The 23,278-nt window shown below is 72.6% G+C and carries 23 protein-coding genes; 19 read left to right on the forward strand and 4 right to left on the reverse strand.

The window, feature by feature from the left end; translation table 11 throughout:
• Positions 1-209 precede the first annotated feature (209 nt).
• The 7 genes from AB0B63_RS29245 to AB0B63_RS29275 all read left to right on the forward strand — a co-directional run bounded on the left by AB0B63_RS29245 (position 210) and on the right by AB0B63_RS29275 (position 8,304).
• On the forward strand, positions 210-515 hold the full coding sequence (locus AB0B63_RS29245) for a MerR family transcriptional regulator (protein ID WP_208565682.1): 306 nt from the start codon (positions 210-212) through the stop codon (positions 513-515).
• 844 nt (positions 516-1,359) lie between these two features.
• Complete coding sequence (locus tag AB0B63_RS29250; RefSeq protein ID WP_357024566.1) at positions 1,360-2,664, forward strand: cellulose binding domain-containing protein; 1,305 nt, start codon at positions 1,360-1,362, stop codon at positions 2,662-2,664.
• Between the two features lie 215 nt (positions 2,665-2,879).
• Positions 2,880-4,505, forward strand: a complete 1,626-nt coding sequence (locus tag AB0B63_RS29255) for an ABC transporter substrate-binding protein (RefSeq protein ID WP_357024568.1) — start codon at positions 2,880-2,882, stop codon at positions 4,503-4,505.
• Positions 4,502-5,527 carry an ABC transporter permease gene (locus AB0B63_RS29260; RefSeq protein ID WP_357024571.1) on the forward strand — a complete coding sequence of 342 codons (1,026 nt, stop codon included), beginning with the start codon at positions 4,502-4,504 and terminating at the stop codon, positions 5,525-5,527. The genes AB0B63_RS29255 and AB0B63_RS29260 overlap by 4 nt, the downstream gene beginning before the upstream one ends.
• A complete protein-coding gene (locus AB0B63_RS29265; protein ID WP_357024574.1) occupies positions 5,520-6,536 on the forward strand; it encodes an ABC transporter permease in 1,017 nt (338 codons plus the stop codon). Before AB0B63_RS29260 ends, AB0B63_RS29265 begins: the two co-directional genes overlap by 8 nt.
• Positions 6,533-7,528 carry an ABC transporter ATP-binding protein gene (locus AB0B63_RS29270; RefSeq protein WP_357024577.1) on the forward strand — a complete coding sequence of 332 codons (996 nt, stop codon included), beginning with the start codon at positions 6,533-6,535 and terminating at the stop codon, positions 7,526-7,528. Before AB0B63_RS29265 ends, AB0B63_RS29270 begins: the two co-directional genes overlap by 4 nt.
• Positions 7,525-8,304, forward strand: coding sequence for an ATP-binding cassette domain-containing protein (locus tag AB0B63_RS29275; protein ID WP_357024580.1), 780 nt, complete (start codon positions 7,525-7,527; stop codon positions 8,302-8,304). The genes AB0B63_RS29270 and AB0B63_RS29275 overlap by 4 nt, the downstream gene beginning before the upstream one ends.
• Here AB0B63_RS29275 and AB0B63_RS29280 read toward each other — a convergent pair.
• Both AB0B63_RS29280 and AB0B63_RS29285 read right to left on the reverse strand, forming a co-directional pair.
• Entirely contained in the window at positions 8,273-8,938 is a 666-nt protein-coding gene (locus AB0B63_RS29280; RefSeq protein WP_208565686.1) for a response regulator transcription factor, read from the reverse strand. The two genes, AB0B63_RS29275 and AB0B63_RS29280, sit on opposite strands and share 32 nt — an antisense overlap.
• Positions 8,926-10,215 carry a sensor domain-containing protein gene (locus tag AB0B63_RS29285; protein WP_357024584.1) on the reverse strand — a complete coding sequence of 430 codons (1,290 nt, stop codon included), beginning with the start codon at positions 10,213-10,215 and terminating at the stop codon, positions 8,926-8,928. The genes AB0B63_RS29280 and AB0B63_RS29285 overlap by 13 nt, the downstream gene beginning before the upstream one ends.
• Before the next feature lie 211 nt (positions 10,216-10,426).
• Here AB0B63_RS29285 and AB0B63_RS29290 point away from each other — a divergent pair, with 211 nt between their 5' ends.
• The 8 genes from AB0B63_RS29290 (at position 10,427) to AB0B63_RS29325 (ending at position 17,171) form a co-directional block, all read left to right on the forward strand.
• Positions 10,427-10,960, forward strand: a complete 534-nt coding sequence (locus AB0B63_RS29290; protein WP_208565688.1) for a SigE family RNA polymerase sigma factor — start codon at positions 10,427-10,429, stop codon at positions 10,958-10,960.
• Positions 10,947-12,188: a hypothetical protein gene (locus AB0B63_RS29295; protein ID WP_357024587.1), complete on the forward strand. Its 1,242-nt coding sequence runs from the start codon at positions 10,947-10,949 to the stop codon at positions 12,186-12,188. The genes AB0B63_RS29290 and AB0B63_RS29295 overlap by 14 nt, the downstream gene beginning before the upstream one ends.
• Positions 12,189-12,403: 215 nt before the next feature.
• Positions 12,404-13,036 carry a TetR/AcrR family transcriptional regulator gene (locus AB0B63_RS29300; RefSeq protein ID WP_357024590.1) on the forward strand — a complete coding sequence of 211 codons (633 nt, stop codon included), beginning with the start codon at positions 12,404-12,406 and terminating at the stop codon, positions 13,034-13,036.
• A gap of 11 nt (positions 13,037-13,047) precedes the next feature.
• Positions 13,048-13,440 (forward strand): PPOX class F420-dependent oxidoreductase, encoded by a 393-nt coding sequence (locus AB0B63_RS29305; RefSeq protein WP_357024593.1) that lies wholly within the window; start codon positions 13,048-13,050, stop codon positions 13,438-13,440.
• Positions 13,441-13,672: 232 nt separating this feature from the next.
• Complete coding sequence (locus AB0B63_RS29310) at positions 13,673-15,019, forward strand: glycoside hydrolase family 6 protein (protein WP_307798999.1); 1,347 nt, start codon at positions 13,673-13,675, stop codon at positions 15,017-15,019.
• A 103-nt stretch (positions 15,020-15,122) separates the two neighbouring features.
• Entirely contained in the window at positions 15,123-15,545 is a 423-nt protein-coding gene (locus tag AB0B63_RS29315) for a nuclear transport factor 2 family protein (protein ID WP_357024596.1), read from the forward strand.
• A gap of 211 nt (positions 15,546-15,756) precedes the next feature.
• Positions 15,757-16,338 carry an RNA polymerase sigma factor gene (locus AB0B63_RS29320; protein WP_357024599.1) on the forward strand — a complete coding sequence of 194 codons (582 nt, stop codon included), beginning with the start codon at positions 15,757-15,759 and terminating at the stop codon, positions 16,336-16,338.
• Entirely contained in the window at positions 16,335-17,171 is an 837-nt protein-coding gene (locus AB0B63_RS29325) for a hypothetical protein (RefSeq protein WP_357024602.1), read from the forward strand. Before AB0B63_RS29320 ends, AB0B63_RS29325 begins: the two co-directional genes overlap by 4 nt.
• 87 nt (positions 17,172-17,258) lie before the next feature.
• Here AB0B63_RS29325 and AB0B63_RS29330 read toward each other — a convergent pair whose 3' ends face one another.
• Together AB0B63_RS29330 and AB0B63_RS29335 are read right to left on the reverse strand one after the other, a co-directional pair.
• Positions 17,259-17,822, reverse strand: a complete 564-nt coding sequence (locus tag AB0B63_RS29330; RefSeq protein ID WP_357024605.1) for an NAD(P)H-dependent oxidoreductase — start codon at positions 17,820-17,822, stop codon at positions 17,259-17,261.
• A 43-nt stretch (positions 17,823-17,865) separates the two neighbouring features.
• On the reverse strand, positions 17,866-19,320 hold the full coding sequence (locus AB0B63_RS29335; protein WP_357024608.1) for a DHA2 family efflux MFS transporter permease subunit: 1,455 nt from the start codon (positions 19,318-19,320) through the stop codon (positions 17,866-17,868).
• Positions 19,321-19,401: 81 nt separating this feature from the next.
• Between AB0B63_RS29335 and AB0B63_RS29340 the strand changes: the two genes are divergently transcribed.
• The 4 genes from AB0B63_RS29340 (at position 19,402) to AB0B63_RS29355 (ending at position 23,220) form a co-directional block, all read left to right on the forward strand.
• A complete protein-coding gene (locus AB0B63_RS29340) occupies positions 19,402-19,863 on the forward strand; it encodes a MarR family transcriptional regulator (protein ID WP_208565696.1) in 462 nt (153 codons plus the stop codon).
• Positions 19,864-19,973: 110 nt separating this feature from the next.
• Positions 19,974-21,149, forward strand: a complete 1,176-nt coding sequence (locus tag AB0B63_RS29345; RefSeq protein WP_357024611.1) for a metallophosphoesterase — start codon at positions 19,974-19,976, stop codon at positions 21,147-21,149.
• 321 nt (positions 21,150-21,470) lie between these two features.
• The gene (locus AB0B63_RS29350) at positions 21,471-22,472 is read left to right on the forward strand and encodes an NAD(P)-dependent oxidoreductase (protein WP_357024614.1); all 1,002 of its coding nucleotides are present in this window, start codon (positions 21,471-21,473) and stop codon (positions 22,470-22,472) included.
• A 142-nt stretch (positions 22,473-22,614) separates the two neighbouring features.
• Positions 22,615-23,220: a TetR/AcrR family transcriptional regulator gene (locus tag AB0B63_RS29355; RefSeq protein ID WP_357024617.1), complete on the forward strand. Its 606-nt coding sequence runs from the start codon at positions 22,615-22,617 to the stop codon at positions 23,218-23,220.
• Positions 23,221-23,278 lie beyond the last annotated feature (58 nt).

Consider the following 23,278-nt stretch of genomic DNA (forward strand, 5'->3'; position numbering starts at 1 on the left):
TGTCGATTCTGGAGCCGGACACCGCAGTTTCCATCGAACGAGAGGTGGTCTCCGGTCACGCTTATGCGATCCTCGCGCCCTGGTCCGCCGATGGCGGCGGGTGCGGATACGACAAACCGACGAACCTGTCGGTAGATGGTGTTTCAGACCCGTAAACCCCGGGCCCCGGCGCGAAAGCGCCGGGGCCCTCGTCACGGAGAGGTGTGTGTATGGCCCAACCCGACGACATGTTCGATGACGAGGACTACCCCGCCTACACGATGGGGCGCGCTGCGGAGATGACCGGTGCCTCGCAGGACTTTCTGCGTCGTCTCGACGAGGCGAAGCTGATCATCCCGGTCCGGTCCGCCGGTGGCCACCGCCGCTACTCCCGTTACCAGCTACGCCTCGCCAGGCGTGCCCGGGAGATGGTCGACCAGGGCACCGCCCTGGAGGCCGCCTGCCGGATCATCATGCTCGAAGACCAGCTCGAAGAGGCCCTGCGGCGCAACCAGCAGCACCCGCGTCAGAGTTGACGCCGCGCGCCGCCGCTTCGCCACCTGCCAGCTCCGACCGCCGGGCCCGCCGCGCCAGCTGTGCGTGACGGGCGCGGCCGTGTCGAGTCCGCCACGGGCCGTCCGCCCGGTCCCGGCCCGTGAGTCGCGGCCGACGGCACGTGCCGGTCGGTCGCCTTCGACGCCCCGGGTTAACGCTCACATACACCGGCGGGCCCGGATTTGCGGATAAGTTGCGGAATTCGCGACCGATAGTTTCGAAGATCCGGTCGGCCCCTGGCGCGGTCGGGCGGGTGCGCGCCCGGCATCCGGCTGCCGGAGCCCATGGCCGCGCCCGACGTCCACGGCCCGTGCCGCAGGGGTCGTTCGACCTGCGCCGGGCGCTTCCGGGCAGGGAAAACAGCATGCCGGTGCGGGCGGGGGCGGGCCACCTGCCCACGCCGGACGCCGGGTGCACCCGGTCGGGTCCGCGTCGGGGTGCGGCCCGGGTCCGGGGCGACAGGGTGGTCCGCTCCGATCGTCTCCGGGGTATGACCGGTTGAGCATGTTATCGATAACCTGCTATCTTTCGGCCGGGAGCGAAGGGCACGTTCCCAGTCATCCCCGTCACTCGGCGGCGGTGCGCGAGGGCACCCCTCCCGCCCCTGCCGGTCGGTGACGAGTCCGGGCCGCCCCACCGAGCCGTCGTGCCGCCCGCGCCGAACGGGCGCGTCCGCCCACCCGAGTCGACTCGCCGACGGCGAACCGACGGGTCCGAGTCGTCCTCCGTGCGCATCGTGCTGTCCCCGTCGGGCCGGCCGACGCCCGCCCGTTCGACGTCGCGTACCACCACCGGGACAAAAGACCCATGGCAAGGAGCCAAGCAATGGTGAGACACAGACATCTACTCCCGACCATCGCCGCCGCGGCCGTTCTCCTCGCGGCGACCGTCAGCGGCGCGCTCAACGGCGGGCTGCCCGCCACGGCGGAGGCCGCGACGAACGGCACCCTCGCGGCGACCGCGGGCTGCGGCAAGGCGCCCACGCTGAGCAACGGCACGCGCACCATCACCAGCAGCGGCCAGAACCGCAGCTACATCCTGCGGATCCCGGACGGGTACGACCGCAACCGCCAGTACCGGCTGGTCGTCGGCTTCCACTGGTTGAACGGTTCGGCGCAGAACGTGTCCTCCGCCGGCTACTACGGCCTGCTGCCGCTGTCGAACAACAGCACCATCTTCGTCGCCCCGCAGGGCATCGACGCAGGGTGGGCCAACACCAACGGTCGGGACCTGACCCTCTTCGACGACATCACCCGGCAGGTCGAGAACGACCTGTGTGTCGACACCACCCAGCGGTTCGTGCTGGGCTGGAGCTACGGCGGGGCGATGAGTTACGCGGTGGCCTGCGCCCGGCCCACCGTCGTCCGCGCGGTCGCCGTGCTCTCCGGCGCCCAGCTGAGCGGCTGCAACGGTGGCACCCAGCCGGTGCCGTACTTCGGCATCCACGGCACCCACGACAGCGTGCTGAACATCTCGATGGGCCGGTCGCTGCGGGACACGTTCGTCCGGAACAACGGCTGCACCGCGCAGAGCCCCCGCGAGCCGGGCCTCAACACCTTCACCCACATCACCACCGTCTACTCGGGTTGCCGCTCCGGCTTCCCGGTGCAGTGGGCCGCGTTCGACGGGGACCACACCCCCAGCCCGGTCGACGGCTCGGGCAGCCCCAACGACTCGCGGACCTGGACCTCGGGCGAGATCTGGCGCTTCTTCAGCCAGTTCCAGTCCACCACGCCGCCGACCACGCCCCCGCCGACCACCGCTCCGCCGACGACCCCGCCGCCCACCACCGCCCCGCCGACCACGCCGCCGCCCACCAGCGGGCCCGGCGGCTGCACCGCCACCTACAAGGCGATCAACAACTGGCCCGGCGGTTTCCAGGGTGAGGTCACCGTGGCCAACACCAGCTCCAGCGCGATCACCGGCTGGGCCGTGGGCCTGAGCCTGGGCAGTGGCCAGGCGATCAGTAGCGTCTGGAACGGCGTCAACACCGGCACCACCGGCAACGTCACCGTCCGCAACGCCGCCTACAACGGTGCGCTCGCGCCCAACGGCTCGACCACCTTCGGCTTCACCGCCACCGGCAACGGCACCCCGCCGCCCGGCAACATCACCTGCGCCATCTCCTGATCGCGGACGCCCTCAGGGCCCGGAGCCACCCGGCTCCGGGCCCGCCGTCCGTTCCGGGCCGGTCGGTGTGGCGGGCGTGCCGCGTGGCGGGCCTTATTGCCAAAGAATGGCAATTGCGCGATAGTGGCAGCAGTGGCGGGTACCCGGGCCTGCGATGATCCCACCTGGCCCGAGTGCCCGCCCCTGCGTCGATCCACGACCCGAGGGAGCTGCCGGTGGGGCCCAAGCGCACGGACGGAATCTCCCCGGATCACGTCACGTCCCGGTCCGTACGCCTGCCGGCGTTGCTCGGAATCGTCCTGCTCGTCGCCGCCGGCTGCGCGTCCCCGACGCCGTCGACCGGCTCCGGGGGCGGCCCGGTCGTGGTGGCCACCGCGGGCGAGCCGGACACCCTCAACCCGGTGCTCAACTACGGCCCCGACGGCGCGTCGCTGATCTTCGACGGCCTGGTCGCCCGGGACGCCCGCAACCAGCTCGTGCCGGCCCTGGCGCGGGAGTTGCCGCAGGTGTCGGCGGACGGCCGGACCGTCACGGCGACCCTGCGCGAGGGGGTGCTCTTCCACGACGGCAGCCCGCTCACCGCCCAGGACGTGGTCTTCACCTACCAGGCGGTGCTGGACCCCAAGGTCGACTCGACGCTGCGTTCGGACCTGGACATGCTCGCCTCCGTCGCCGCCCCCGACCCGTCCACCGTGGTCTTCACCCTGAAACACGCGTACGCGCCGTTCCCGCAACGGTTGGCGCTGGGGGTCGTCCCGGCGAAGGCGTTCGCGGGGCAGGACGTCAACAAGGCGGAGTTCAACCGCAGGCCGATCGGCACCGGCCCGTACCGGATGACGTCGTGGACGCCGGGGGACCGGCTGGTGCTGGCGGCCAACGACCGGTACTGGGGCGGCAAGCCGGCGAACCCGGGCGTGGTGGTGGCGTTCGTCGCCGACGACAACGTGCGCGCACAACGGATGCGGGCCGGGGAGTTCGACGCGGCCGAGCTGCCGCCGAAGCTCGCCGTCGGGTTCGACGGCCAGGGCGGCCACCGGGTGCATCGGGTCCCCACCGCCGACTACCGGGGGGTGATGCTTCCGACGGGCAACCCGGTCCTGGGTGACCTGGCGGTCCGTCGGGCGCTGAACGCGGCGGTCGACCGGCAGGCCATGGTGACCGGGGTGCTCGGCGGGGCGGGGGAACCGGCGTTCGGGCCGGTGCCGCCCTCCTCGGAGTTCGTCGAGGCGTCGGTCGCCGGCCGGCCCGCCGCCGACCCGGCCGCCGCCACCGCGATCCTGGACGCCGCCGGCTGGACGCCCGGCGCGGACGGCATCCGGGCCAGGGCCGGCCGCAAGGCCGCGTTCACCCTGATGTACCCGGCCACCGACAGCCTGCGCAAGGAACTCGCCCTCGCGGTCACCGCCGACGCCAGGAAGATCGGCATCGCCGTCAGCCCGCAGGGCCTCACCTGGGACGCGATCACCCCCCGGATGAAGACCGACGCGCTGATCATGGGGTACGGCACGCCGTACGACCCGGATTTCGTCTCGTTCAAGCTGTTCGGGTCGGCCTTCGCCGGGCAGGGTTTCTTCAACCCCGGCTCCTACCGGTCCGCCACCGTCGACGCCGCGTTGCAGGCCGGCCGGGACAGCGCCGACCCGGCCGCCCGTCGGGCCGCGTACGCCACCTTCCAGCGGCAGCTCGCCGCCGACGTGCCGTGGGTGTTCCTCACCTACCTGCAACACACCTACGTGGTGCGGGACACCGTGGCGGGGGTGACGCCCCGGGTCGAGCCGCACGAGCACGACGTCGCCAACAGCATCTGGTGGAACGTGCACACCTGGACGAAGACACCGTGACGACGAAGGCCCCACCCACCGGCCCGCCACGGGTGCGACGTCGGCGGCTGGCCGGGGCCGGGGTGGTGATCCGCCGCCGGCTGCTGGTCGCCGTACCGGTGCTCGCCGCGACCAGCATGGGCATGTTCGCCCTCGGCGCGGCCTCCCCGATCGACCCCGCCCAGCAGTACGCGGGCGCGGCGGCCTTCACCACCACCGAGGAGAACCTCGCGCAGTTGCGCGCCAACTGGGGCGTCGACGATCCGCTGCCGGTGCAGTACGCCCGCTGGGTGGGCAACCTGCTGCGCGGTGACCTCGGCTGGTCCACCAGCCGGCACGAACCCGTCACCTCCGTGCTGGCCGCCCGCGCCGGCTGGACCCTGCTGCTCGTCGGTGTCGCCCTCGCCCTGGTCCTGGTGGCCAGCGTGCTGCTCGGCACCCTGGCCGCGTACCGGCGGGGTGGCTGGTTCGACCGGGTCCTGCGGGCCACCGCGTACGCCGTGCAGTCGATGCCGGTGTTCTGGATCGGGCTGGCGGCGATCGCCCTGTTCGCCCTCACCCTCGGCTGGCTGCCCGCCGGTGGGCTCACCGACCTCACCGCCACCGGCACCGACCCGGCCGACGTGGCCCGCCACCTGGTGCTCCCGGTGACGGTGCTGGCGATCTCCCAGGCCCCGTGGTTCGTGCTGTTCGTCCGGGACGCCGTCGCCGAGAGCCTGCGCGACGACCACGTGCTGGCCGCCCGAGCGCGGGGACTGCCCGGCCGTACCGTCCTGTTCGGCCACGCGCTGCGGACCGCGCTGCTGCCCTTCCTCACCCTGGTCGGCACCCACCTGCCCGAACTCGTCGGCGGCGCGGTGCTGGTGGAGACCGTGTTCTCGCTGCCCGGCCTCGGCGCGGTCACCGTGCAGGCCGCGCTGGGCGCGGACTTCCCGCTGCTGGCCGCCACCACCCTGGCCACCACCGTCGTGGTGCTGACCGCGAACCTGGCCACCGACCTCGGTTACGCCGCCGCCGACCCCCGGGTACGCCTCGATGACTGACCCCGCCCCCGCCACCACGCCCGCCCCGCCCTCGGCCACCACGCCCTCGGCCACCACGCCCTCGGCCATAACGCCCACGGCCACCACGCCCACGGCCACCACGCCCACGGCCACCACGCCCGCCCCGGCACCGGCCACCACGCCCGCCCGGCGACGGCCGTCGTGTCGGCTGTCGACCCTGCTGCGGGGCGGTCGTCCCGGCGTGGTGCTGGCCGCCGGTGTGCTCACCGCCGCGGTCGTCGCCTGCCTGCTCGCGCCTCTGCTCTGGCCGCTCGACCAGAGCGCGGTCGACCTCGCCCGGACCCGGCTCGCACCCTCGCCCGACCACCTGGCCGGCACCGACGACCTCGGCCGTGACGTGGCGTTGCGCAGCCTCTACGGGCTACGCGTCTCGCTGCTCGTCGGCGCGGTCGCCGCCCTGGTCGCCACCGTCATCGGCGGCCTCGTCGGCGCGGTCGCCGGCACCGTCGGCGGGCGGGTCGACCGGGCCCTGATGCGCGTCGTGGACACCATCGCCGCGCTGCCGCACCTGCTGCTGGGCATCTTCATCGTGGCGATGCTGCGCCCCAGCCTCGGCGCGGTCGTCGCCTCCATCGCGTTGACGCACTGGCTGTCCACCGCCCGCATCGTCCGCTCCGAACTGCTCAGCCTGCGCAGCCGACCGTTCATCGACGCGGCGGTCTCCGGCGGGGCGGGCCGGGCCCGGGTGCTCACCCGGCACCTGCTGCCGCACGTGCTCCCGCGTCTCGCGCTGGCCACCACACTGATGGTCCCGCATGCCGTCTGGCACGAGACAGCGCTGTCCTTCCTCGGCCTGGGCCTGCCCCCGCACCTCGCCTCCATCGGCAACATGATCAACGACGGTCAGCGGTCCCTGCTCACCGGTGCCTGGTGGGCCAGCATCGTCCCCGGTCTCGCCCTGGTCACCGTCACCCTCGCCCTCGCCGCGCTCACCGGCCGCTGGCGGGACCGCCTCGACCCCCGGGTACGAGCGGAGTTGCAGCTGTGACCACGACCGCCCCCGCCGGCACCGGCCACCGACGCGCCCTGCTGGCGGTCGACGGGCTCACCGTCCGCTTCCGGCTCCGCGACACCGTCGTGCACGCCGTCAGCGACCTGAGCCTCGACCTGCACCCCGGCGAACTGCTGGCCGTGGTCGGCGAGTCGGGCTGCGGCAAGTCCGTCCTCGCACACGCCCTGCTCGGCCTGCTGCCCCGCAACGCCACCGTCACCGGGCGGGCCCGCCTGCACCCCACGGCGGGTGACCCGGTCGACCTGATCGCGGTGGGGGAGCGCCACCTCGCCCGGCAGGTCCGGGGTCGGGCCGTCGGTCTCGTCCCGCAGAGCCCGGCCACCGCCCTCACCCCCGTGCGCACCGGCCGGCGACTGCTGGCGGAGACCCTGCGCGCCCACGGCCATCCCCGCCGGGCGGCTGCCGGGGCCGCCGAACGGATCGCCGCCGACGTCGGCCTGCACCCGACCGACCTCGACCGTTTTCCCCACGAACTGTCCGGCGGGATGGCCCAGCGGCTGGCCACCGCCCTGGCGCTGGCCCCCGACCCGCCGCTGCTGCTCGCCGACGAACCCACCACCGGCCTCGACCGCCCGCTGGTCGACCACACCCTGGACCTGCTGCGCCGCCGCTGCGACACCGGGGCCGCCGTGCTGCTGATCACCCACGACCTCGCCGCCGCCCGCCGCGTCGCCGACACCGTCGCCGTGATGTACGCCAGCCGCATCGTCGAACACCGCCCCACCCCGGACCTGTTCGACCGGCCCGCCCACCCCTACACCGCCGGACTGCTCGACGCCCTGCCCGACCGGGCGTTCACCCCGGTGCCCGGCCACCCGCCGATGCTCACCGACCTGCCCGCCGGGTGCGCCTTCGCCCCGCGCTGCCCCCGGGCCACGGACGCCTGCCACACCCCACCCCGCCTCGTCGCCGACGGCGGGGGGCGGCTCGCCTGCCACCACCCGCTCACCTCGAAGGCACCGGCATGACGACCACCGTCGACGACCCGACGGGCCCACCCGACACCACGGCCGTGGCCCCCACCGGACTCGCCGCGCACCAGATCACCGTCCACTTCGGTGGGCAGCGCATCCTCGACCGCGTCGACCTGCACATCGCCCCCGGCGAGACGGTCGGGTTGCGCGGGCCCTCCGGCAGCGGCAAGTCCACCCTGGCCCGCGTGCTGGCCCTCCTGCACGCCCCGGACAGCGGTCGGGTGACCCTGGACGGACGGTCCGTCGGGGGCGTCCGTCACCGGGTGCCGGCCGCCGTGCGGACCCGCGTGGCGATCCTGTTCCAGAGCCCCCGCGCCGCCAGCGACCCCCGGCTGAGCCTGGCCGACCTGATCGCCGAACCGCTGCGGGCGACCGGCACCCCGACCGCGGCGACGGCCGCCCGTACCGCCGAACTGGCCGACCTGGTCGGGCTCACCCCCGACCTGCTCACCCGGCGTCCGCACGCGGTCAGCGACGGGCAGCTGCAACGCGCCTGCCTGGCCCGTGCCCTCGCGCACCGGCCCGACCACCTGCTCTGCGACGAGGCGACCGCGATGCTCGACGCCTCCACCCAGGCCCACGTCGCCGCCGTCGTCACCGACTACCAGCGCCGGCACTCCGCCGGCGTGCTGCTGATCACCCACGACCCGGCCCTGCTGGCCCGCTGGGCGACCCGGGTGGTGGACCTGCCCGGGGCCGTCGGTGACCCGCTGGCGGCGACGCCCGACCCCGCAGTGGTCACCGGGCCGGGCCGGTACGCAGGTAGGTGAGGACGGCGAGTACCCGACGGTTGGTGTCGTCGCTGGGCGGCAGGTCCAGCTTGGCCAGGATGTTGCCGACGTGCTTGCCGATCGCGGCCTCGGTGACGTGCAGCCGGGCCGCGATCGCCGTGTTGGAGTGCCCCTCGGCCAGCAGCACCAGCACCTCCCGCTCCCGGGCCGACAGGGCGGCGAGCGGGTCGCGGGGGCGGTGCAGCAGGTGCCGTACCACGTCGGGGTCGATGGCCGTGCCGCCGTCGGTGACCCGACGCAGGGTCGCGGCGAACTCGGCGACGTCGGCGACCCGGTCCTTGAGCAGGTAGCCGACCCGGCGGCGGTCACCGCTGTCGAGCAGCGCCGAGGCGTACTCGGCCTGCACGTGCTGGCTGAGCACCACCACCGCGAGGTGCGGGTGCCGGGTGCGGGCGGTGACGGCGGCCCGTAGCCCGTCGTCGCGGTGCTGCGGCGGCATCCGGATGTCGGTCACCACCAGATCCGGCTCGTGCGCGTCCACCGCGTCCAGCAGCTCCGGGGCGGAGCCGACGGCGGCGACCACCGTGAAGTCGAACCGGCTCAGCAGGCCGACCAGACCCTCCCGCAGGAGCACCTCGTCCTCGGCGAGCACGACCCGGGTCACCGGGGGCACGGCAGCTCCACCCGCACCAGGGTAGGACCACCGGGCGGGCTGGACAGCAGCAGCCGGCCGTCGACGGCGGCGACCCGGTCGGCGAGTCCGGTCAGTCCGCTGCCCCGGGCCGGGTCGGCGTCGCCGCACCCGTCGTCCCCGATCTCCACCACGAGACTGCCGGCGGACCGGGTTAGCCGCACCTCGGCCCGGCTGGCCCGGGCGTGCCGGGCGACGTTGCCCAGGGACTCGGACACCACGAAGTAGGCGGTGGTCTCGACCACCTCCGGCAGCGGCTGCCCGAGGTCGGCGTGGACGTCGACCGGGATGGTGGCCGCCCCGGCCAGTTCCCGGACTGCGCCGGCCAGGCCGAGTTCGGTGAGATGCTGCGGGCGGATGCCCTGCACGATCTGCCGGAGGGTGACCATCAGCCCCTTGGCCTGCTCGTGCGCGACGGCCAACGGCCGGGCCGCGGGGGAGTCGTCGGGCACGTCCAGCCGGGCCAGGCCGAGCTGGAGGGTGAGGCTGGTCAGCCGGGGCTGCGCGCCGTCGTGCACGTCCCGTTCGATGCGGCGACGTTCGGCCTCGTACGCGTCGACCAGGCGGGCCCGGGACCGGGTGACCTCCCGCAGCGCCGTGGTCTCGGCGGACCCGTCGAGCAGCCGTCGGGCCACCGTCGCCTGGCCGGCGGCGAGCAGGCCGGCCAGGTACACCAGCGCCGGGACGCACACGACGCCTGCGGCCGCGTACGGGATCGCCTGGTGGGCGGTGTCGATCGTGGTCCAGACCACGATGACCGAGTCGGCGTCGCCGACCAGCCAGGGGCTGGCGACCAGCGTCCCGTCGAGCAGCACGACCAGGAACAGCAGCCAGTACGCCAGCGGCACCAGGCCGCCGAGCAGGAAGGTGTAGCCGACCTCCCGCCAGGCGCCGGCGCTGGTGTAACGCGCGACCAGACCCGTGAAGCGTGGCCGGTGCAGCGGACGCGGGTCCACCAGACGCAGCCGCCACCGCTCGACCGGGGCCACCGCGACGCTGACGATCGGGGCCAACGCCAGCACCGTCAGGGCGACGACGGTGAGGAACACGATGATGGGCAGCTCCACCGTCCGGTCCTGGCGTGCCGCGTTGAGCACCGCCAGCAGGGGCGCCCCGACGACGAGCAGGCCGATGGAGAGGGGGCCGGCAACCGGCAGGGTGGTGGCGAGGTACGCCAGCGCGCGCCACGGCCACGGGGAGACCAGGTAGTCGCGTCGGCGCAGCGCCGTCGCCAGGTGCAGAGGTACGGGCGAGGTCATGCCCGAACCCTGTCAGGGCGACACCGGCCGACCCAGCCCACTGGCCCTAGCGTTTCCGGTATGCCTGGCCCTACCCCCGCCGGGATCCGCCCCGCGGGGTAGCGGGCGACGCCTTTCGCTACGCGCAGTGGTTCGGCAACTACTTTCGCGGGACGTGCAACTCCCCGGGCCGGTGGCTCCGTTCTACCTCCGTCACGAGGAGGCAGTCGACTTGAAAGCCGAAGACGAACAAGCGTTCCGCGAGTTCGTGACGTCGCAGATGGCGTCGCTGCGCAAGCTGGCGTACATGACCTGCGGCGACTGGCACGCGGCCGAGGACGCCGTGGCCAACGCCCTGGTCAAGCTCTACCCCCGGTGGCGGAAGCTGGACCGACCGGACCTGTACGTCAAGACGATGGTCTACCGCGCCGCGATCGACGAGACCCGGCGGCCCTGGCGGCGGGAGCGGTCGGCCGGCGACGCCATGCCGGACCTCGCGCTGCGGGACCCGGCCGACGCGACCGACGAGCGGATGCGCCTGCGGGCGGCGCTCGACGCGGTGCCGGCCCGGCAACGGGCCGCCGTGGTGCTGCGGCACTACCTGGGTCTGAGCCTGGAGGACACGGCGGGCGTCCTCGACTGCACGGTGGGGACGGCCAAGAGTCAGGTCTCCCGTGGTCTGGCGAAGCTGCGCGAGTCACTCGCCGCCGAACGCATCAATCTCACCGGGAAGCCGACAGAGGAGTGGACCAATGCAGTTGCATGAGCTGGTGGACGCCGTGACGGGGGATGAGCCGCCGATGACGCGTACCGCCGACGACATCGTCGCGGCCGGGCGGCGGGCGCAGCGGCGTCGCCGGGCCGGGTTCGCCTCGGCCGGGGTGGCCGGTCTCGTCGTGGTCGCGGTCGCCGGTGCGTTCACCCTGCCGACCCTGGGCGCCGGGCAGCGCACCACGGCCGCGCCGCCCCCGGCGGGTGTGGCGGCCGCCGGCCCGGCCGAGGCCCGCTGGGCCGACGCCCCGCCGTTCACCTTCACCTTCAAGGGGTACGACGCGGGCCCGCTGCACGTGCAGGACCCGATCGTCGCGTCGGTCGGTTACCAGATCGCCTCGGTCTACTCCGACGGCCACATCTCGAACGACAAGCCGGTCACGGCCGACGAGACCGAGGCGCGCGGCGACGAGATCGAGCAGAAGAAGCGGGCCACCGGGGGCAAGCCCAGCCTGTGGGCGTACCTGACCGTCTACCGGCCGGGCGTCTTCGACCCGGCCGGGGTCAAGAACGGCCGGAAGGTCACCGTGGCCGGGCACAAGGCCGTGCAGGCGACCCTGCCGGTCGGCCTCGACCCGAGCAAGCCGGTCGACGAGGGCAACAAGTTGCTCGCCTGGGAGTACGCGCCCGACGCCTGGGCGGCGGTGACGTCGATCTCCGGTTCCGTCACCTCGCCCAGCTTCCAGGACCTCGGCGGCCTGGTCGGCGGTCTGAAGCCCAGCCGGCCGAAGCCGGCCACGGTGCCGTTCACCGTCGGCTACGTGCCGGCCGGCTACCGCCCGTTGCAGTCCGGCACGCACGCCATGCCCGGCCTCAGCGGCATCGCCGCGGCCCGCGCCGGTGACTTCGGCGGCGCGACGTACACCCGGCCGGCCGCGCCCACCTCGGGCCTGAGCGCGCCGTACGACGCGACCGAGAACGGCATCAAGGACGGCTTCCACATCTTCGTCACGCCGGGCAGCAGCTCGAACCAGTCCCCGGAGCCGGGCGTGACGAAGTGCTACCCCGGCTCGGACCGGCCGGTCCCGGGCGGCGACGCCGCAGGCGGCGGCTTCTGCAACATCTGGAACGCCGACGGCTCGGTCGTCCTCCAGGTCAGCGGGATGGGCCTGGGCAACAAGCTGCCGGTGGCCGAGCTGAAGAAGATCGCCCAGGGGATCAGGGTCGCCGACGTCAGGAACGAGTCGACCTGGACCCCGGCCGCGCAGGCCCTGCGGCCGTAACGGAACCGTCCACTCCGGCGGGTCGGCACGCGGCAGGGTCGGGGCCGACCGCCCCCGGCGACAGCGGCACTGCGCACGACGGCGGTGCCGCTGTCGCCGGTCCGCCGCCACCCGTACGGTCAGCGGCCCCGCAGTGACCGGAAGGTCGTCCGGATCTCGAAGTGGAATTTTTGTTCAACTTGGAATTTTCATTCCACTTGATTAGGATCCGGTGGGTGAGCGACCCACCACCCACCCTGCGCCGCGACGCCGAGCGCAACCGTCAACTGCTGCTGCGCACCGCGTACGCCCTGATGGCCACCAACGGCCTGGAGGTGTCGTACGAGGAGATCGCGCGGGCGGCCGGCACCGGGATGGGCACCGTCTACCGCCGTTTCCCCGACCGGCAGGACCTGCTGGACGCCCTGTTCAGCGAGCACATCGACCGGGTCATCGGCTTTGCCGAGCAGGCCGCGCGCCACGAGGACGCCCTCGCCGGGCTCACCTGGTTCCTCGAACAGCAACTGGAGGTCGAGGCGCAGAGCCGGGGGCTGGGGGAGCTGCTCCGCAGCCGTAACCAGTCCACCGCCCTGGTGCGGCGGGCGCGCGAGCGGATGACCCCGTTGGTGGCGGAACTCGTCGACCGGGCCGTCCGGGCCGGGCAGCTCCCGGCCGGCGCGACCCCCGCCGACTTCGCCGCCGTGCACCTGATGGTGGGCAGCGTCATGGACGCCTCCCGCACCTTCGCCCCGCAGTTGTGGCGTCGCGCGCTGCGGATCGCCCTGGCGGGCCTGCGCGTCGCCGACCTGTCCGACGACGCCCCGGAGGAGTCGGTCATCGACCGGCTCTACCACCACACCCCGAGATGAAGGCGCAGCCCATGACTGCTCTCCCCGACGACCTGGTCGCTGTCCTGCGCGGCAGGGCGATCTGCTTCGTGACCACGCTCATGCCCGACGGGTCACCGCAGATCTCCCAGACCTGGGTGGGCACCGACGGCGAGCACGTGCTCGTCAACACCGTGGACACCCACCAGAAGACCCGCAACGTCCGGCGCGACCCGCGCGTCGCCCTCGGCATCGCCGACCCCGCCGCCCCGGCCCGGTACTGGGCGCTGCGCGGCAGCGTGGTGGACCTCGTCACCGCCGGTGCCCGCGAGCACATCGACGAATTGTCCCGCAAGTACCTGGGTCGCCCCTATCCCGGCTTCGGTGGTGCCGGGCAGCAGCGGGTAATGCTCACCGTGAAGGTCGACCGGGTGCACACGCCGTGACCCGCTGGGCGCCGCCGCACCCTTTCCGATCGCCGCACCCCCGCACCGGCGGTACGCTGCCGCCCGACCCGACCGGCCGGTGAAGTCGGTCGATGCCTTAATGGGCGGGCCGTACGTCTTGGCAGCGGCGCACACCTCGGCTACCGTCGTGGGAACGCTCCCATGTAGAAACATCTATGTGATCAGGAGGCAACACGTCGTGGCTACCCTCTCCTCGCTCCGCCGTAGATCGGTGGCGGCCTTCAGTGTGGCGGCCGTCGCGGGCGTCACCGCCGCCGGCGTCTGCCTCGCCGGTGGCACCGCCTCCGCCGGGACGATATCCGGACCGCTCTACCGCGACCCGACCACCGCCGTCGTCCGCTGGGTCGCCGCCAACCCCGGCGACTCCCGGGTCGGCGTCATCCGCGACAAGATCGCCAGCCAGCCACAGGCCCGGTGGTTCGCCAACTTCAACCCGTCGACCGCGCAGTCCGAGGCCGCGTCGTTCGTCGGCGCCGCCAACTCCGCGCGGCAGATCCCGGTGCTCTCCATCTACGAGATCACCAACCGGGACTGCGGTGGGGCCAGCGCCGGTGGGGCACCCGACCTCAACCAGTACCAGACCTGGGTGTCGAACTTCGCCCGTGGGCTGGGCAACCAGACGGTCATCATCATCCTGGAGACCGACTCGCTCGCCCTGCTGACCTGCCTGAACAGCAACGAGATCAACGCCCGTAACCAGGCGATCTCGACGGCCACCCGGACCCTCAAGGCGGCCAACCCCAACGCCAAGGTCTACCTCGACGGCGGCCACTCCACCTGGAACAGCCCCAGCGAGACGGCCAACCGCCTGCGGGCGGCCGGCGTCCAGTACGCCGACGGCTTCTTCACCAACGTGTCGAACTACAACCCCACCTCCAGCGAGGCGAACTTCGGCCGGAACGTCATCAACGCCCTCAACGGCATGGGCCTGTCGGGCAAGCGTCAGGTCATCGACACCAGCCGCAACGGCGGTGCCAGCGGTGACTGGTGCGGCGACGACAACACCGACCGGCGCATCGGGCAGTACCCGACGACCAACACCGGCGACAACAACATCGACGCGTACCTCTGGGTGAAGCCGCCGGGTGAGGCCGACGGCTGCCGCTACACCGCCGGCTCGTTCCAGCCGGATCTGGCCTTCAGCCTGGCCAACGGCGCACCCAACCCGCCCACCACGGCACCGCCGACCACCCCGCCGCCCACCACGGCCCCGCCGACGACCCCGCCGCCCACCACGGCACCGCCCACCACGCCGCCGCCGGCCGGCAACGGCTGCACCGCGTCGGTGGTGGTCAACCAGTGGAACGGTGGCTTCACGGCGAGCGTGACGGTCACCGCCGGCGCCACCGCCCTCAACGGCTGGAACGTCAGCATCAACCTGCCCGGCGGTGCCAGCGTCACCAGCACCTGGAGCGCACAGTCCAGCGGCACCAGCGGGACCGTCCGGTTCACCAACGTGAGCTACAACGGGCAGGTCGGTGCCGGGCAGTCGACCAACTTCGGCTTCCAGGGCAACGGCACCGGCCCCGGTGCGACCGCCACCTGCGCGGCCAGCTGATCCCACCCGAACGCCGACGGCCCGACGCGGAGAACCCTTCCGCGTCGGGCCGTCGGCGTTCAGCGTCCCCCCGCTCCGGCCCGTCCGCGGGCTAAACTGGAGGGTGGACCTCACACACCAGGAAATCTTCCAACGGTACGTCTACGCCGGTGCGGTCACCCGGGACCCGGATGCGATCGCCGCCCTGTTCACCGAGGACGGCGTGTACGAAGCACCGCTGGTTCCCGCCGGCCACCCGCTGCACGGCCGACTGGTCGGCCGGGCGGCGATCCGGGCCGGGACCAGCGCCTACCACCAGCTCCCGACCCACCAGGGCACGGTGAACCTGGGGCGCTCCGCCCACCTCCTGCACGACACCCCGGACCCCGACGTGTTCATCGCCGAGATCGACGTCGCCTTCGACGGGACGGACGGGCGACAGACGACGATGTCGCTCGTGCAGATCTTCCGACTCCGCGCCGGGCAGATCGCCGTGCTCCGCGACTACTTCACCGAACCACCTTCCGACGCCTCCACCGGTCGGTAGCTCACCCGGGCACCCCGGCCGCCGCTACAGGGCACCGTTGACCAGGACGAGGCGATCAGCCACGCGGCGATGGTGCCACGTCGGCCGAGGTTCGGGGGCGGGGTCGGCCGAGGGCCCCGGTCCCCGCGCTGATCGCCCAGGTCGGCACCCCACCTGCCCCACTGGGCACCGCGACCCGCAACAGGGCCGGTGTGAGCGGCCATAGTGTGGTGTGAGGCATCAGGTTGGGCTGTCGGACGGGGACCTGTGGTCCTCGATCGCCGCCGGTGACGGTTCTGCGTTCGGTCGGCTCTTCGACCGGTACTCCCGCACGGTCTACAACCATGCGTTCCGGCTGACCGGATCGTGGTCGACGGCCGAGGATGTCACCCAGGTGACCTTCCTCGTCGCGTGGCGCCGCCGCCACGACGCCCGGCTCGTGGACGGCTCAGCGCTGCCGTGGCTGCTGGTCGTCGCCACCAACACGGTCCGCTCCGAGTGGCGGTCGGCGCGTAGGTGGCTGGCGCTGATCCGGCGACTACCGGTGGAGCGGTACGTCGATGGTGACCTCGCCGACGAGGTTTCCGCGCGGCTCGACGACGAGCGGCGGATGACCGAGGTCCTCGCGGTGCTCCGCAGGTTGCCGTTGGCAGAGCGGGAGGCGGTGGCGTTGTGCCTCTGGTCCGGCGTGTCCTACCCGGACGCGGCAGCCGTGTTGGGCATCAGCGAGGTGGCGGTGCGGTCGAGGGTGAGCCGCGCGCGCAGCCGCCTGGCCCGTCTGATGCCGGAGGAGATCCAGGAGGGGAAGCGGTGAACGACATTCTCGACCTGCCCGCCGAGCGGGGCCTGCCGCCGGAGGCGGCGCTCGCGATGCGGGCCCGGATCCTCGGCTTCGCGAGCCCGCCTCCGGCGCGTACCCCACGACTGCGGGTTGCCGTGGCCGCGGTGCTGCTGCTGGCCGTGGCCTGCGGTGTCGCGGCGGTGGGGTGGGACCGACCGGCCCGATCGCCCGGGCAGGTGTTGGCCATGGGACAGGGTGAGTTGTCGCCCACGCTGCGGGATGCGGCCGAGTGGTGCCTGCAGTGGAACTCCCCACGACGGCAGGCCCCGGGAGAGCGACCGGTACCGGTGTCTCTGGCCGACCTGGCGGTGGCCGTGGAGCGGGGCGGGCGCGTACTGGTGTTGTTCATGAACGACGTCGGCTACGCCACCTGTGACGTGGAGTGGGCGGGCACGGCCCGGGTGTCCGGCGGGGGCGCGACCGAACCCTGGCCGCACGGTGAGTGGCTTCCCGGGCCGGTGCAGCGACTGCTGCTGATCTCCACCGAGCCCGACGGCGGGGACGTCAGCGTCGGCGGCCGGGTCAGCCCACGCGTCCACCGGCTCGTGATCGACCACGGCGACGGCCACACCACGGCAGCCCGGCTCTCCGCGGGTGTGTTCGGTCTGCTGACCAGCGACGCTCGCCTCCGGGCCGGCAACGATCCTGAACTGGTCAGTTACGACGCCGGGGGAGCGGAGATCGACAGGCGACCGCTGTTCCAGCCGGAGGACCAGCTGGAACACTGCTACGCGGGCCCGGACGGAAAGCGGATCTACGGCAGACCGGCCAGCGGCTGCCGGGCCGCCGAGAAGTGGCGACGGTAGCTCCCGCCGGACGCCCCGTGGACGTCCCGGAGCGTCGCCGGCAGCGCAACGGTGGGGTGCCGTCGACGCCGGCACCCCACCGGCCGGTCACTTCTGGCGCAGCGTGGCCAGGGCGCCGCTCCAGGCCACCACCTGGTCCAGCATCCGGTGCAGGACGGGCTCCTGGTGCTCGGCCGGCAGGACCTCGCCGTTCGGGCCGAACTCGGTGAAGTAGTTCAGGGTGATCTGGTCACGGACGCCGGCGACGTGCAGCTCTGCCATCACCAGTCGCAGGTGCTCGACGGCCCGGATCCCGCCGTGGATGCCGTACCCGACGAAACCGGCCGACTTGTCGCGCCACTCCGAGTAGAGGTAGTCGATGGCGTTCTTCAGTACGCCCGGGTAGGAGTGGTTGTACTCCGGGGTGACGAAGACGTACCCGTCGTAGCGCGAGATGGTCTCCGCCCAGCGCCTGGTGTGGTCGCCCACGTAGTTCTCCGGTCCCATCGCCGCCGGGACCGCCTCGTCGAGGTGCGGCAGGTCGTGGTCGGCCAGGTCGACGATCTCGTAGCTGGCGTCTCCGCGCTGCGTGGCCAGCTTGTGGACCCACTGCGCCACCGCCTCGCCCCGCCGTCCCGGTCGGGTGCTGCCGATGATGATGCCGATACGCATTGGTTGACCTCCTGATCGGTGGACGTGCTCAGCGGTGCCCCGGTCACTTCGCCGCTGTCGGGCGGGTGCCTCGTTGCGCCCGGGTGAGCCAGGTGGCGAGGGCGAGGGCGACGGCGGCCATCCCGGTCAGCCACCAGAAGGTGCCCTGGAACGCCGCGGCGACCTCGACCTCGGATCGGGCGTCGGCCAGCGCGTCGGCGAGTACCACGACGCAGATTGCGCTGCCGACGGCGCCGCCGACCCGGGACAGGATGTTCACCTGCGAACTGGCGTCCGGCATCTGGTGGGACCGGACCCGGGCCAGCGCGGCGGAGACCACCGGGGATCCGGCGAGGGCCAGGCCGACGCCCCGGACCACCTGGAGGGCCTCGACGAGGACGACGTTCGGATCGGACGGCAGGACCGCCATCGGGACGGTGCTGGCGACGGTGACCACGAGACCGACCACGGTGACGATGCCGCCGCCGTACCTGTCGGTCAGTCGTCCGGCGACCGGGAAGGTGACCGTGGCACCGAGGCTGAACGCCATCAGCAGCAGGCCGGTGTCGATGATGTCCTTGTCCATTCCGAGTTGGAAGTACAGCGGCATCACGATCAGCCCCCCGAAGAGCGCCGCGCTGGAGAAGAAGACGGTGCTGACGGCGGCGGCGTAGACCGGGTCCCTGGCCAGGCGCAGGTCCATCAGCGGCTCGGCGGCGCGCAGCGACCGGTGGACGAAGAGCACGAGCGCGACCAGCGCGACCACCAGTGGAGCCAGCACGGCTGCCACGAACAGCCCGCGCCCGTCCATCGCTGCGGTGATGGCGTAGGTGAGCAGCGGCAGCCCCAGGGCGACCAGGAACAGGGCCGGCAGGTCCGGCCGGGCGGCCCGACCGCTCGCACCACGCGGAACGACCCGCAGGGCCACCAGCAGCCCGACGATCCCGATCGGCACGTTGACCAGGAACATCCAGCGCCAGGAGAGGTTGTCGATGAGCAGGGCGCCGATGATCGGGCCGAAGGCCGGGGCCAGGATGGCCGGCACGCTGGACACGGCGATCACCCGACCCATCCGTCCGCTCCCCGCGACCTGGCCGAGGATGGCCATTCCGGTGGGGATGAGCAGTCCGCCGGTCAGCCCCTGGAGCACCCGGGCGGCGATGAGCGTGTCGGCGTCGCGGGCGAGCGCGCAGAGCGCGGAGGTGAGGGTGAATCCGGCCAGCGCCCAGAGCCAGAGCCGACCGGTGCCGATCCGCCGGCTGAGCCAGCCGCAGGTGGGCAGGGCCGCGGCGAGGGCGAGCAGGTAGCCGCTGTTGATCCACTGCATCGCGGTCAGTGAGGCGTCCAGTTCCCGGCCGATGATCTCGATGCCCACGTTGACGAGCGAGGTGTCCAGGCCGGTCATCACCGAACCGGGCGCCAGGACGAGGGCGACCCGCCAGACCGGGGCGGGAACCGCCGTGGTGGGGGTCCGTCCCGTGCTGGTGTCCGTGCCGGCGTTCGCGCTGCCCACTGTCATCGCCGCCCCATCACAGATCGTTGGACAACCAACGATAATCGCCAGGTCGTTGGAAGTCCAACGTTTAGCTACACTGGTCGGGTGAGTGAGCACGAACCCGCCCCGCAGCCGGGGGCCCCGCCGGCTCGGCTCCGGCGGCTGACCTCCTGGCTGCTCCACCACGGGGCGGCCCGCGCGAACCGGGTCGTCGGGACGCACCTGGACCGCCCCGGCGACCGGATGCGGTACGGCATCCTCGCCGCGCTCGACGAGTTCGGCGGGATCAGCCAGGCGGAGCTGTGTCGCCGGCTGGGCATCGACCGGGGCGACGCGGTCACCACGCTGAGCGGGATGGAGACCGACGGTCTGCTCCGCCGGGAACCCGACCCGGTGGACCGGCGCCGCAACGTCGTGCACATCACCGACGCCGGCATTGCCCGGATGCGGGAGATGGACACGCTGGTCGACGCCGCCCAGAACGACCTGCTCGACCGGTTCACAGTGGCCGAACGCGCCCAGTTCAGCGCCCTGCTGCGCCGCCTGGTCGACATCCCGCCACCCTGAGCGGCCAGGCCGCCGGCACGCCGGTCACGCCACCGGTGGGCAGGTTGCCGGCATGGTCGATCCAGCCCGGACCGTGTCATGCTGCACGGACCCCCGACGGGAGGACGACGATGGCTTCTGGCGATGCCGTACAGGTGCGGCCGGCGCGAGGGCTGCTGCGACCTCTGGTGTCCGGGGTGACGCTGACCGCGGTCCTGGCGTTGCTGTTCGGGCTGCCGTGGTGGACGTTGACGGTGGCGGCGCGCTGGCCGGCGCCGGTGATGGGCGCCGGCACGGCCGTGTTCGTGGTCGCGGTGGTCGCATTCCCCGTTCTGATGTATCTCGGGCACGGCCGCCGGCGGCTGGACTCGGCGGCGCGCATCGCGGACTCACTGCTTGGCCTGGTCTGGATCCTGTTCGTCTGGACGCTGATCGCGAACGTGCTCCGGCTCCCGCTCGCCGTGGCGGGGGTCGCCGATCCGGTCCGGTCCCGGGCCGTGGCGGTCGGTGCGGCGTTCGTCTCGGTCGTCCTGGCCGTCTGGGGGTACGCCGAGGCGATGCGGGTGCCCCGGGTCCGGCGGGTGGACGTCACCATCGACCGGCTGGGTGCCGGGCTCGACGGGGTCCGGGTGGCGCTGCTGACCGACACCCACTATGGCCCGATCGACCGGGCCCGCTGGTCCGCCCGCACGATCGAAGTGGTCAACGGACTGGCCCCCGACATCGTCTGCCACACCGGCGACATCGCCGACGGCACGGTCGACCAGCGTCGCGCGCAGGCAGCGCCGCTGGGCACCGTGCAGGCCCGGCTGGCCCGGGTGTACGTGACGGGCAACCACGAGTACTACGGCCAGGCGCAGGGCTGGGTCGACCACATGCGGACCCTCGGCTGGGAGCCCCTGCACAACAGGCACCTCGTGGTGGAGCGGGGCGGCGCACGGCTCGTGGTGGCCGGGGTCGACGACGTGACCGCCGCCTCGTCCGGCCTCGCCGGTCACCAGGCCGATCACGCCGCGGCGTTGGCCGGCGTCGACCCGCAGCTGCCTGTGCTGCTGCTGGCGCACCAGCCGAAGCAGATCGACGACGCGGTCGCGGCCGGTGTGGATCTGCAGCTGTCCGGGCACACCCACGGCGGCCAGATGTGGCCGTTCCACTACCTGGTCCGGCTCGACCAGCCGGTCGTGCAGGGCCTCAGCCGGCACGGCCGGACCCAGCTCTACACGAGCCGGGGGACCGGTTTCTGGGGCCCGCCGTTCCGGATCTTCGCGCCGAGCGAGATCACCCTGCTCACCCTCAGGGCGGGTTAGGCGACCGCCGGCGTCCACGTCCCATCGGTGGTCCCACGATCAGGCCAGGGGCGTCGATGCGCAGGTCGAGCACGCGCCGCAGCTCCGCCCATGGGCGACCGCAGGGGCCAGGTGCGACGGCGGCACTGTCGGGCCGGCGGGTGCCGGGGCGGCATGGGTCATCCCTGATGACAAAGTCATCTCAAAGCGTTGACGGTGTCATCTCAACTGCCTAGGCTGACTGCGATGACGTTGTCATCTTGCGGTGCCGGGGTCTTCGGCCCGCAGGATTCGACATCCGTAAGCGTGCCTCGGGCACTGCGCAAGCGTTGAGGGGTATCGATGAAAATCTTTCTCACGGGCGGATCGGGCTTCGCTGGAGGGGCAATCCTCCGCCGGCTGGTCGATGACGGGCACACGGTGCACGCGCTCGCGCGGTCCGCAGCGGCCTCGAACGCGATCACGTCGGCGGGCGGGCTCCCGGTCGGCGGTGACCTGTTGGACCTGGTCGAGTCCGGCAGTCGGCCCGCATGGTTGCGGACTCTCGGCGAGGTCGACGCCGTAGTGCACTCGGCGGCCTTCATGGCCTTCTGGGGACCCGATCAGGCGTTCGTCGACCGCAACCTGCTGCCGACCCGCGCCCTCTACCAGGCTGCCGTGGACGCCCGGGTCAAGCGGTTCGTCCTGGTGTCCGCGGCCAGTGTCTCCACCGGCACCAACCACGACCACACCGTCGACGAGAACTCCGACCCGGGCAGGGCGAACATCGCCTACAGCCGCGTGAAGCTCCGCACCGAGCAGGAACTGCTCGCCCTGCCGCACGGGAACACGTCCCTGGTGATCATCCGACCGCCGTTCCTGTGGGGCCGAGGCATGACCCACACCCTGCAGGGATTCGTCGACTCCGTCGAAGCCGGCAGATTCTCCTGGATCGACGGCGGGCGGCACCTGGTCGACTTCTGCCACGTCGACAACCTCGCCCACGTCATCACGCTGGCACTCGACCGTGGGGATCACGGCTTGGTCTGCTACGTCACCGACGGCAACCCCCGCTCCGCCCGCGACTTCTTCACCCCTCTGCTGGCCACCCGTGGCATCGACGTCAGCGCGGCCAACAGCGTTCCCCGGGCAGTCGCATCACCGCTGGCCACCCTCATGCAGGCCGCCGCGAAAGCGCGTCGCAGCGCCACCGCACCACCGCTCACCCCGTGGATCATCTCGTTCATGGGCCGCGACCGCGTCTACGACATCACCCGCGCGCGACGTCGACTGGGCTATCAGCCGGCGATCACCGTGGAAGAAGGACTCCGGCACATGGCGCAATCCAGCACCATGGGCCGCTGAGCCTCGCGTCCACGCCACCGATCAGCGCAAGGAACGCCCCGGCATCGCTGGCCGAACAGCCGGGGCAACCTCAGGGGCCGGTAGTCGCAACCCTTCGACCACGGTCGGCAAAGGCGTCCTGACCCGGTCATAGGATGAACGGATGATCCGGGCTGAAGCCGCCGCCGCTACACGCCAGGCCCTGCTCGATGCGGCGGCCGAGCTACTTGACCACGGCGGCCCCGAAGCCGTGACCCTCCGTGCCGTCGGAGCGCGGGCAGGGATGACCCGTGGAGCCCCCTACCGGCACTTCCCCGACAAAGAACACCTCATGATCGCGGTCGGCAGCCATACCTGGGACGAGCTCGGTCAACGAATCGGCGCCATCCACCGAGACCCCAGCCTCTCACCGGCCGCAAAGCTGCGGGCCCTCCTCGCCGCCTTCATCAACCTCGCCCGTCGCCAACCCCATCTCTACCGTCTGATGTTCAGCAGCCCCGCCAGCGATCCCACCGCGTTCGCCCGGGCCGCCCAGCCCACGCAGGACGAATCCCTTCGAATAGTCGCCGACGTGACCGGCGAACACCACGCCCGCCGGTACGCCGCACTGCTCCTCGCCAGCGCCGACGGCATCGCCGGCATGGAACTCACCGGTCAGCTCGAAGGCGACAAATGGCGTACCACCGCCGAAGAGTTGATCGACACCCTCGTCACCATGGTCGCCGCTCAAACCCACGGAAGCGCCGTGGAAGCGACTGGCAGTTCCTGACCCGTCCTCTCCGGGGATCCCGGCTGGGTGGCGGGTGGCTGGTCGGGGGCGGGTGGCG

It is taken from the genome of Micromonospora sp. NPDC049081 (assembly GCF_040648835.1).
Classification (GTDB): Bacteria; Actinomycetota; Actinomycetes; order Mycobacteriales; family Micromonosporaceae; genus Micromonospora; species Micromonospora antibiotica.

Coding starts and splice junctions, on each gene's coding strand:
- AB0B63_RS29350 (WP_357024614.1), top strand. CDS start 21,471: ATGAAAATCTTTCTCACGGGCGGATCGGGCTTCGCTGGAGGGGCAATC.
- AB0B63_RS29250 (WP_357024566.1), top strand. CDS start 1,360: ATGGTGAGACACAGACATCTACTCCCGACCATCGCCGCCGCGGCCGTT.
- AB0B63_RS29330 (WP_357024605.1), bottom strand. CDS start 17,822: ATGCGTATCGGCATCATCATCGGCAGCACCCGACCGGGACGGCGGGGC.
- AB0B63_RS29305 (WP_357024593.1), top strand. CDS start 13,048: ATGACTGCTCTCCCCGACGACCTGGTCGCTGTCCTGCGCGGCAGGGCG.
- AB0B63_RS29285 (WP_357024584.1), bottom strand. CDS start 10,215: ATGACCTCGCCCGTACCTCTGCACCTGGCGACGGCGCTGCGCCGACGC.
- AB0B63_RS29245 (WP_208565682.1), top strand. CDS start 210: ATGGCCCAACCCGACGACATGTTCGATGACGAGGACTACCCCGCCTAC.
- AB0B63_RS29275 (WP_357024580.1), top strand. CDS start 7,525: ATGACGACCACCGTCGACGACCCGACGGGCCCACCCGACACCACGGCC.
- AB0B63_RS29345 (WP_357024611.1), top strand. CDS start 19,974: ATGGCTTCTGGCGATGCCGTACAGGTGCGGCCGGCGCGAGGGCTGCTG.
- AB0B63_RS29265 (WP_357024574.1), top strand. CDS start 5,520: ATGACTGACCCCGCCCCCGCCACCACGCCCGCCCCGCCCTCGGCCACC.
- AB0B63_RS29355 (WP_357024617.1), top strand. CDS start 22,615: ATGATCCGGGCTGAAGCCGCCGCCGCTACACGCCAGGCCCTGCTCGAT.
- AB0B63_RS29335 (WP_357024608.1), bottom strand. CDS start 19,320: ATGACAGTGGGCAGCGCGAACGCCGGCACGGACACCAGCACGGGACGG.
- AB0B63_RS29295 (WP_357024587.1), top strand. CDS start 10,947: ATGCAGTTGCATGAGCTGGTGGACGCCGTGACGGGGGATGAGCCGCCG.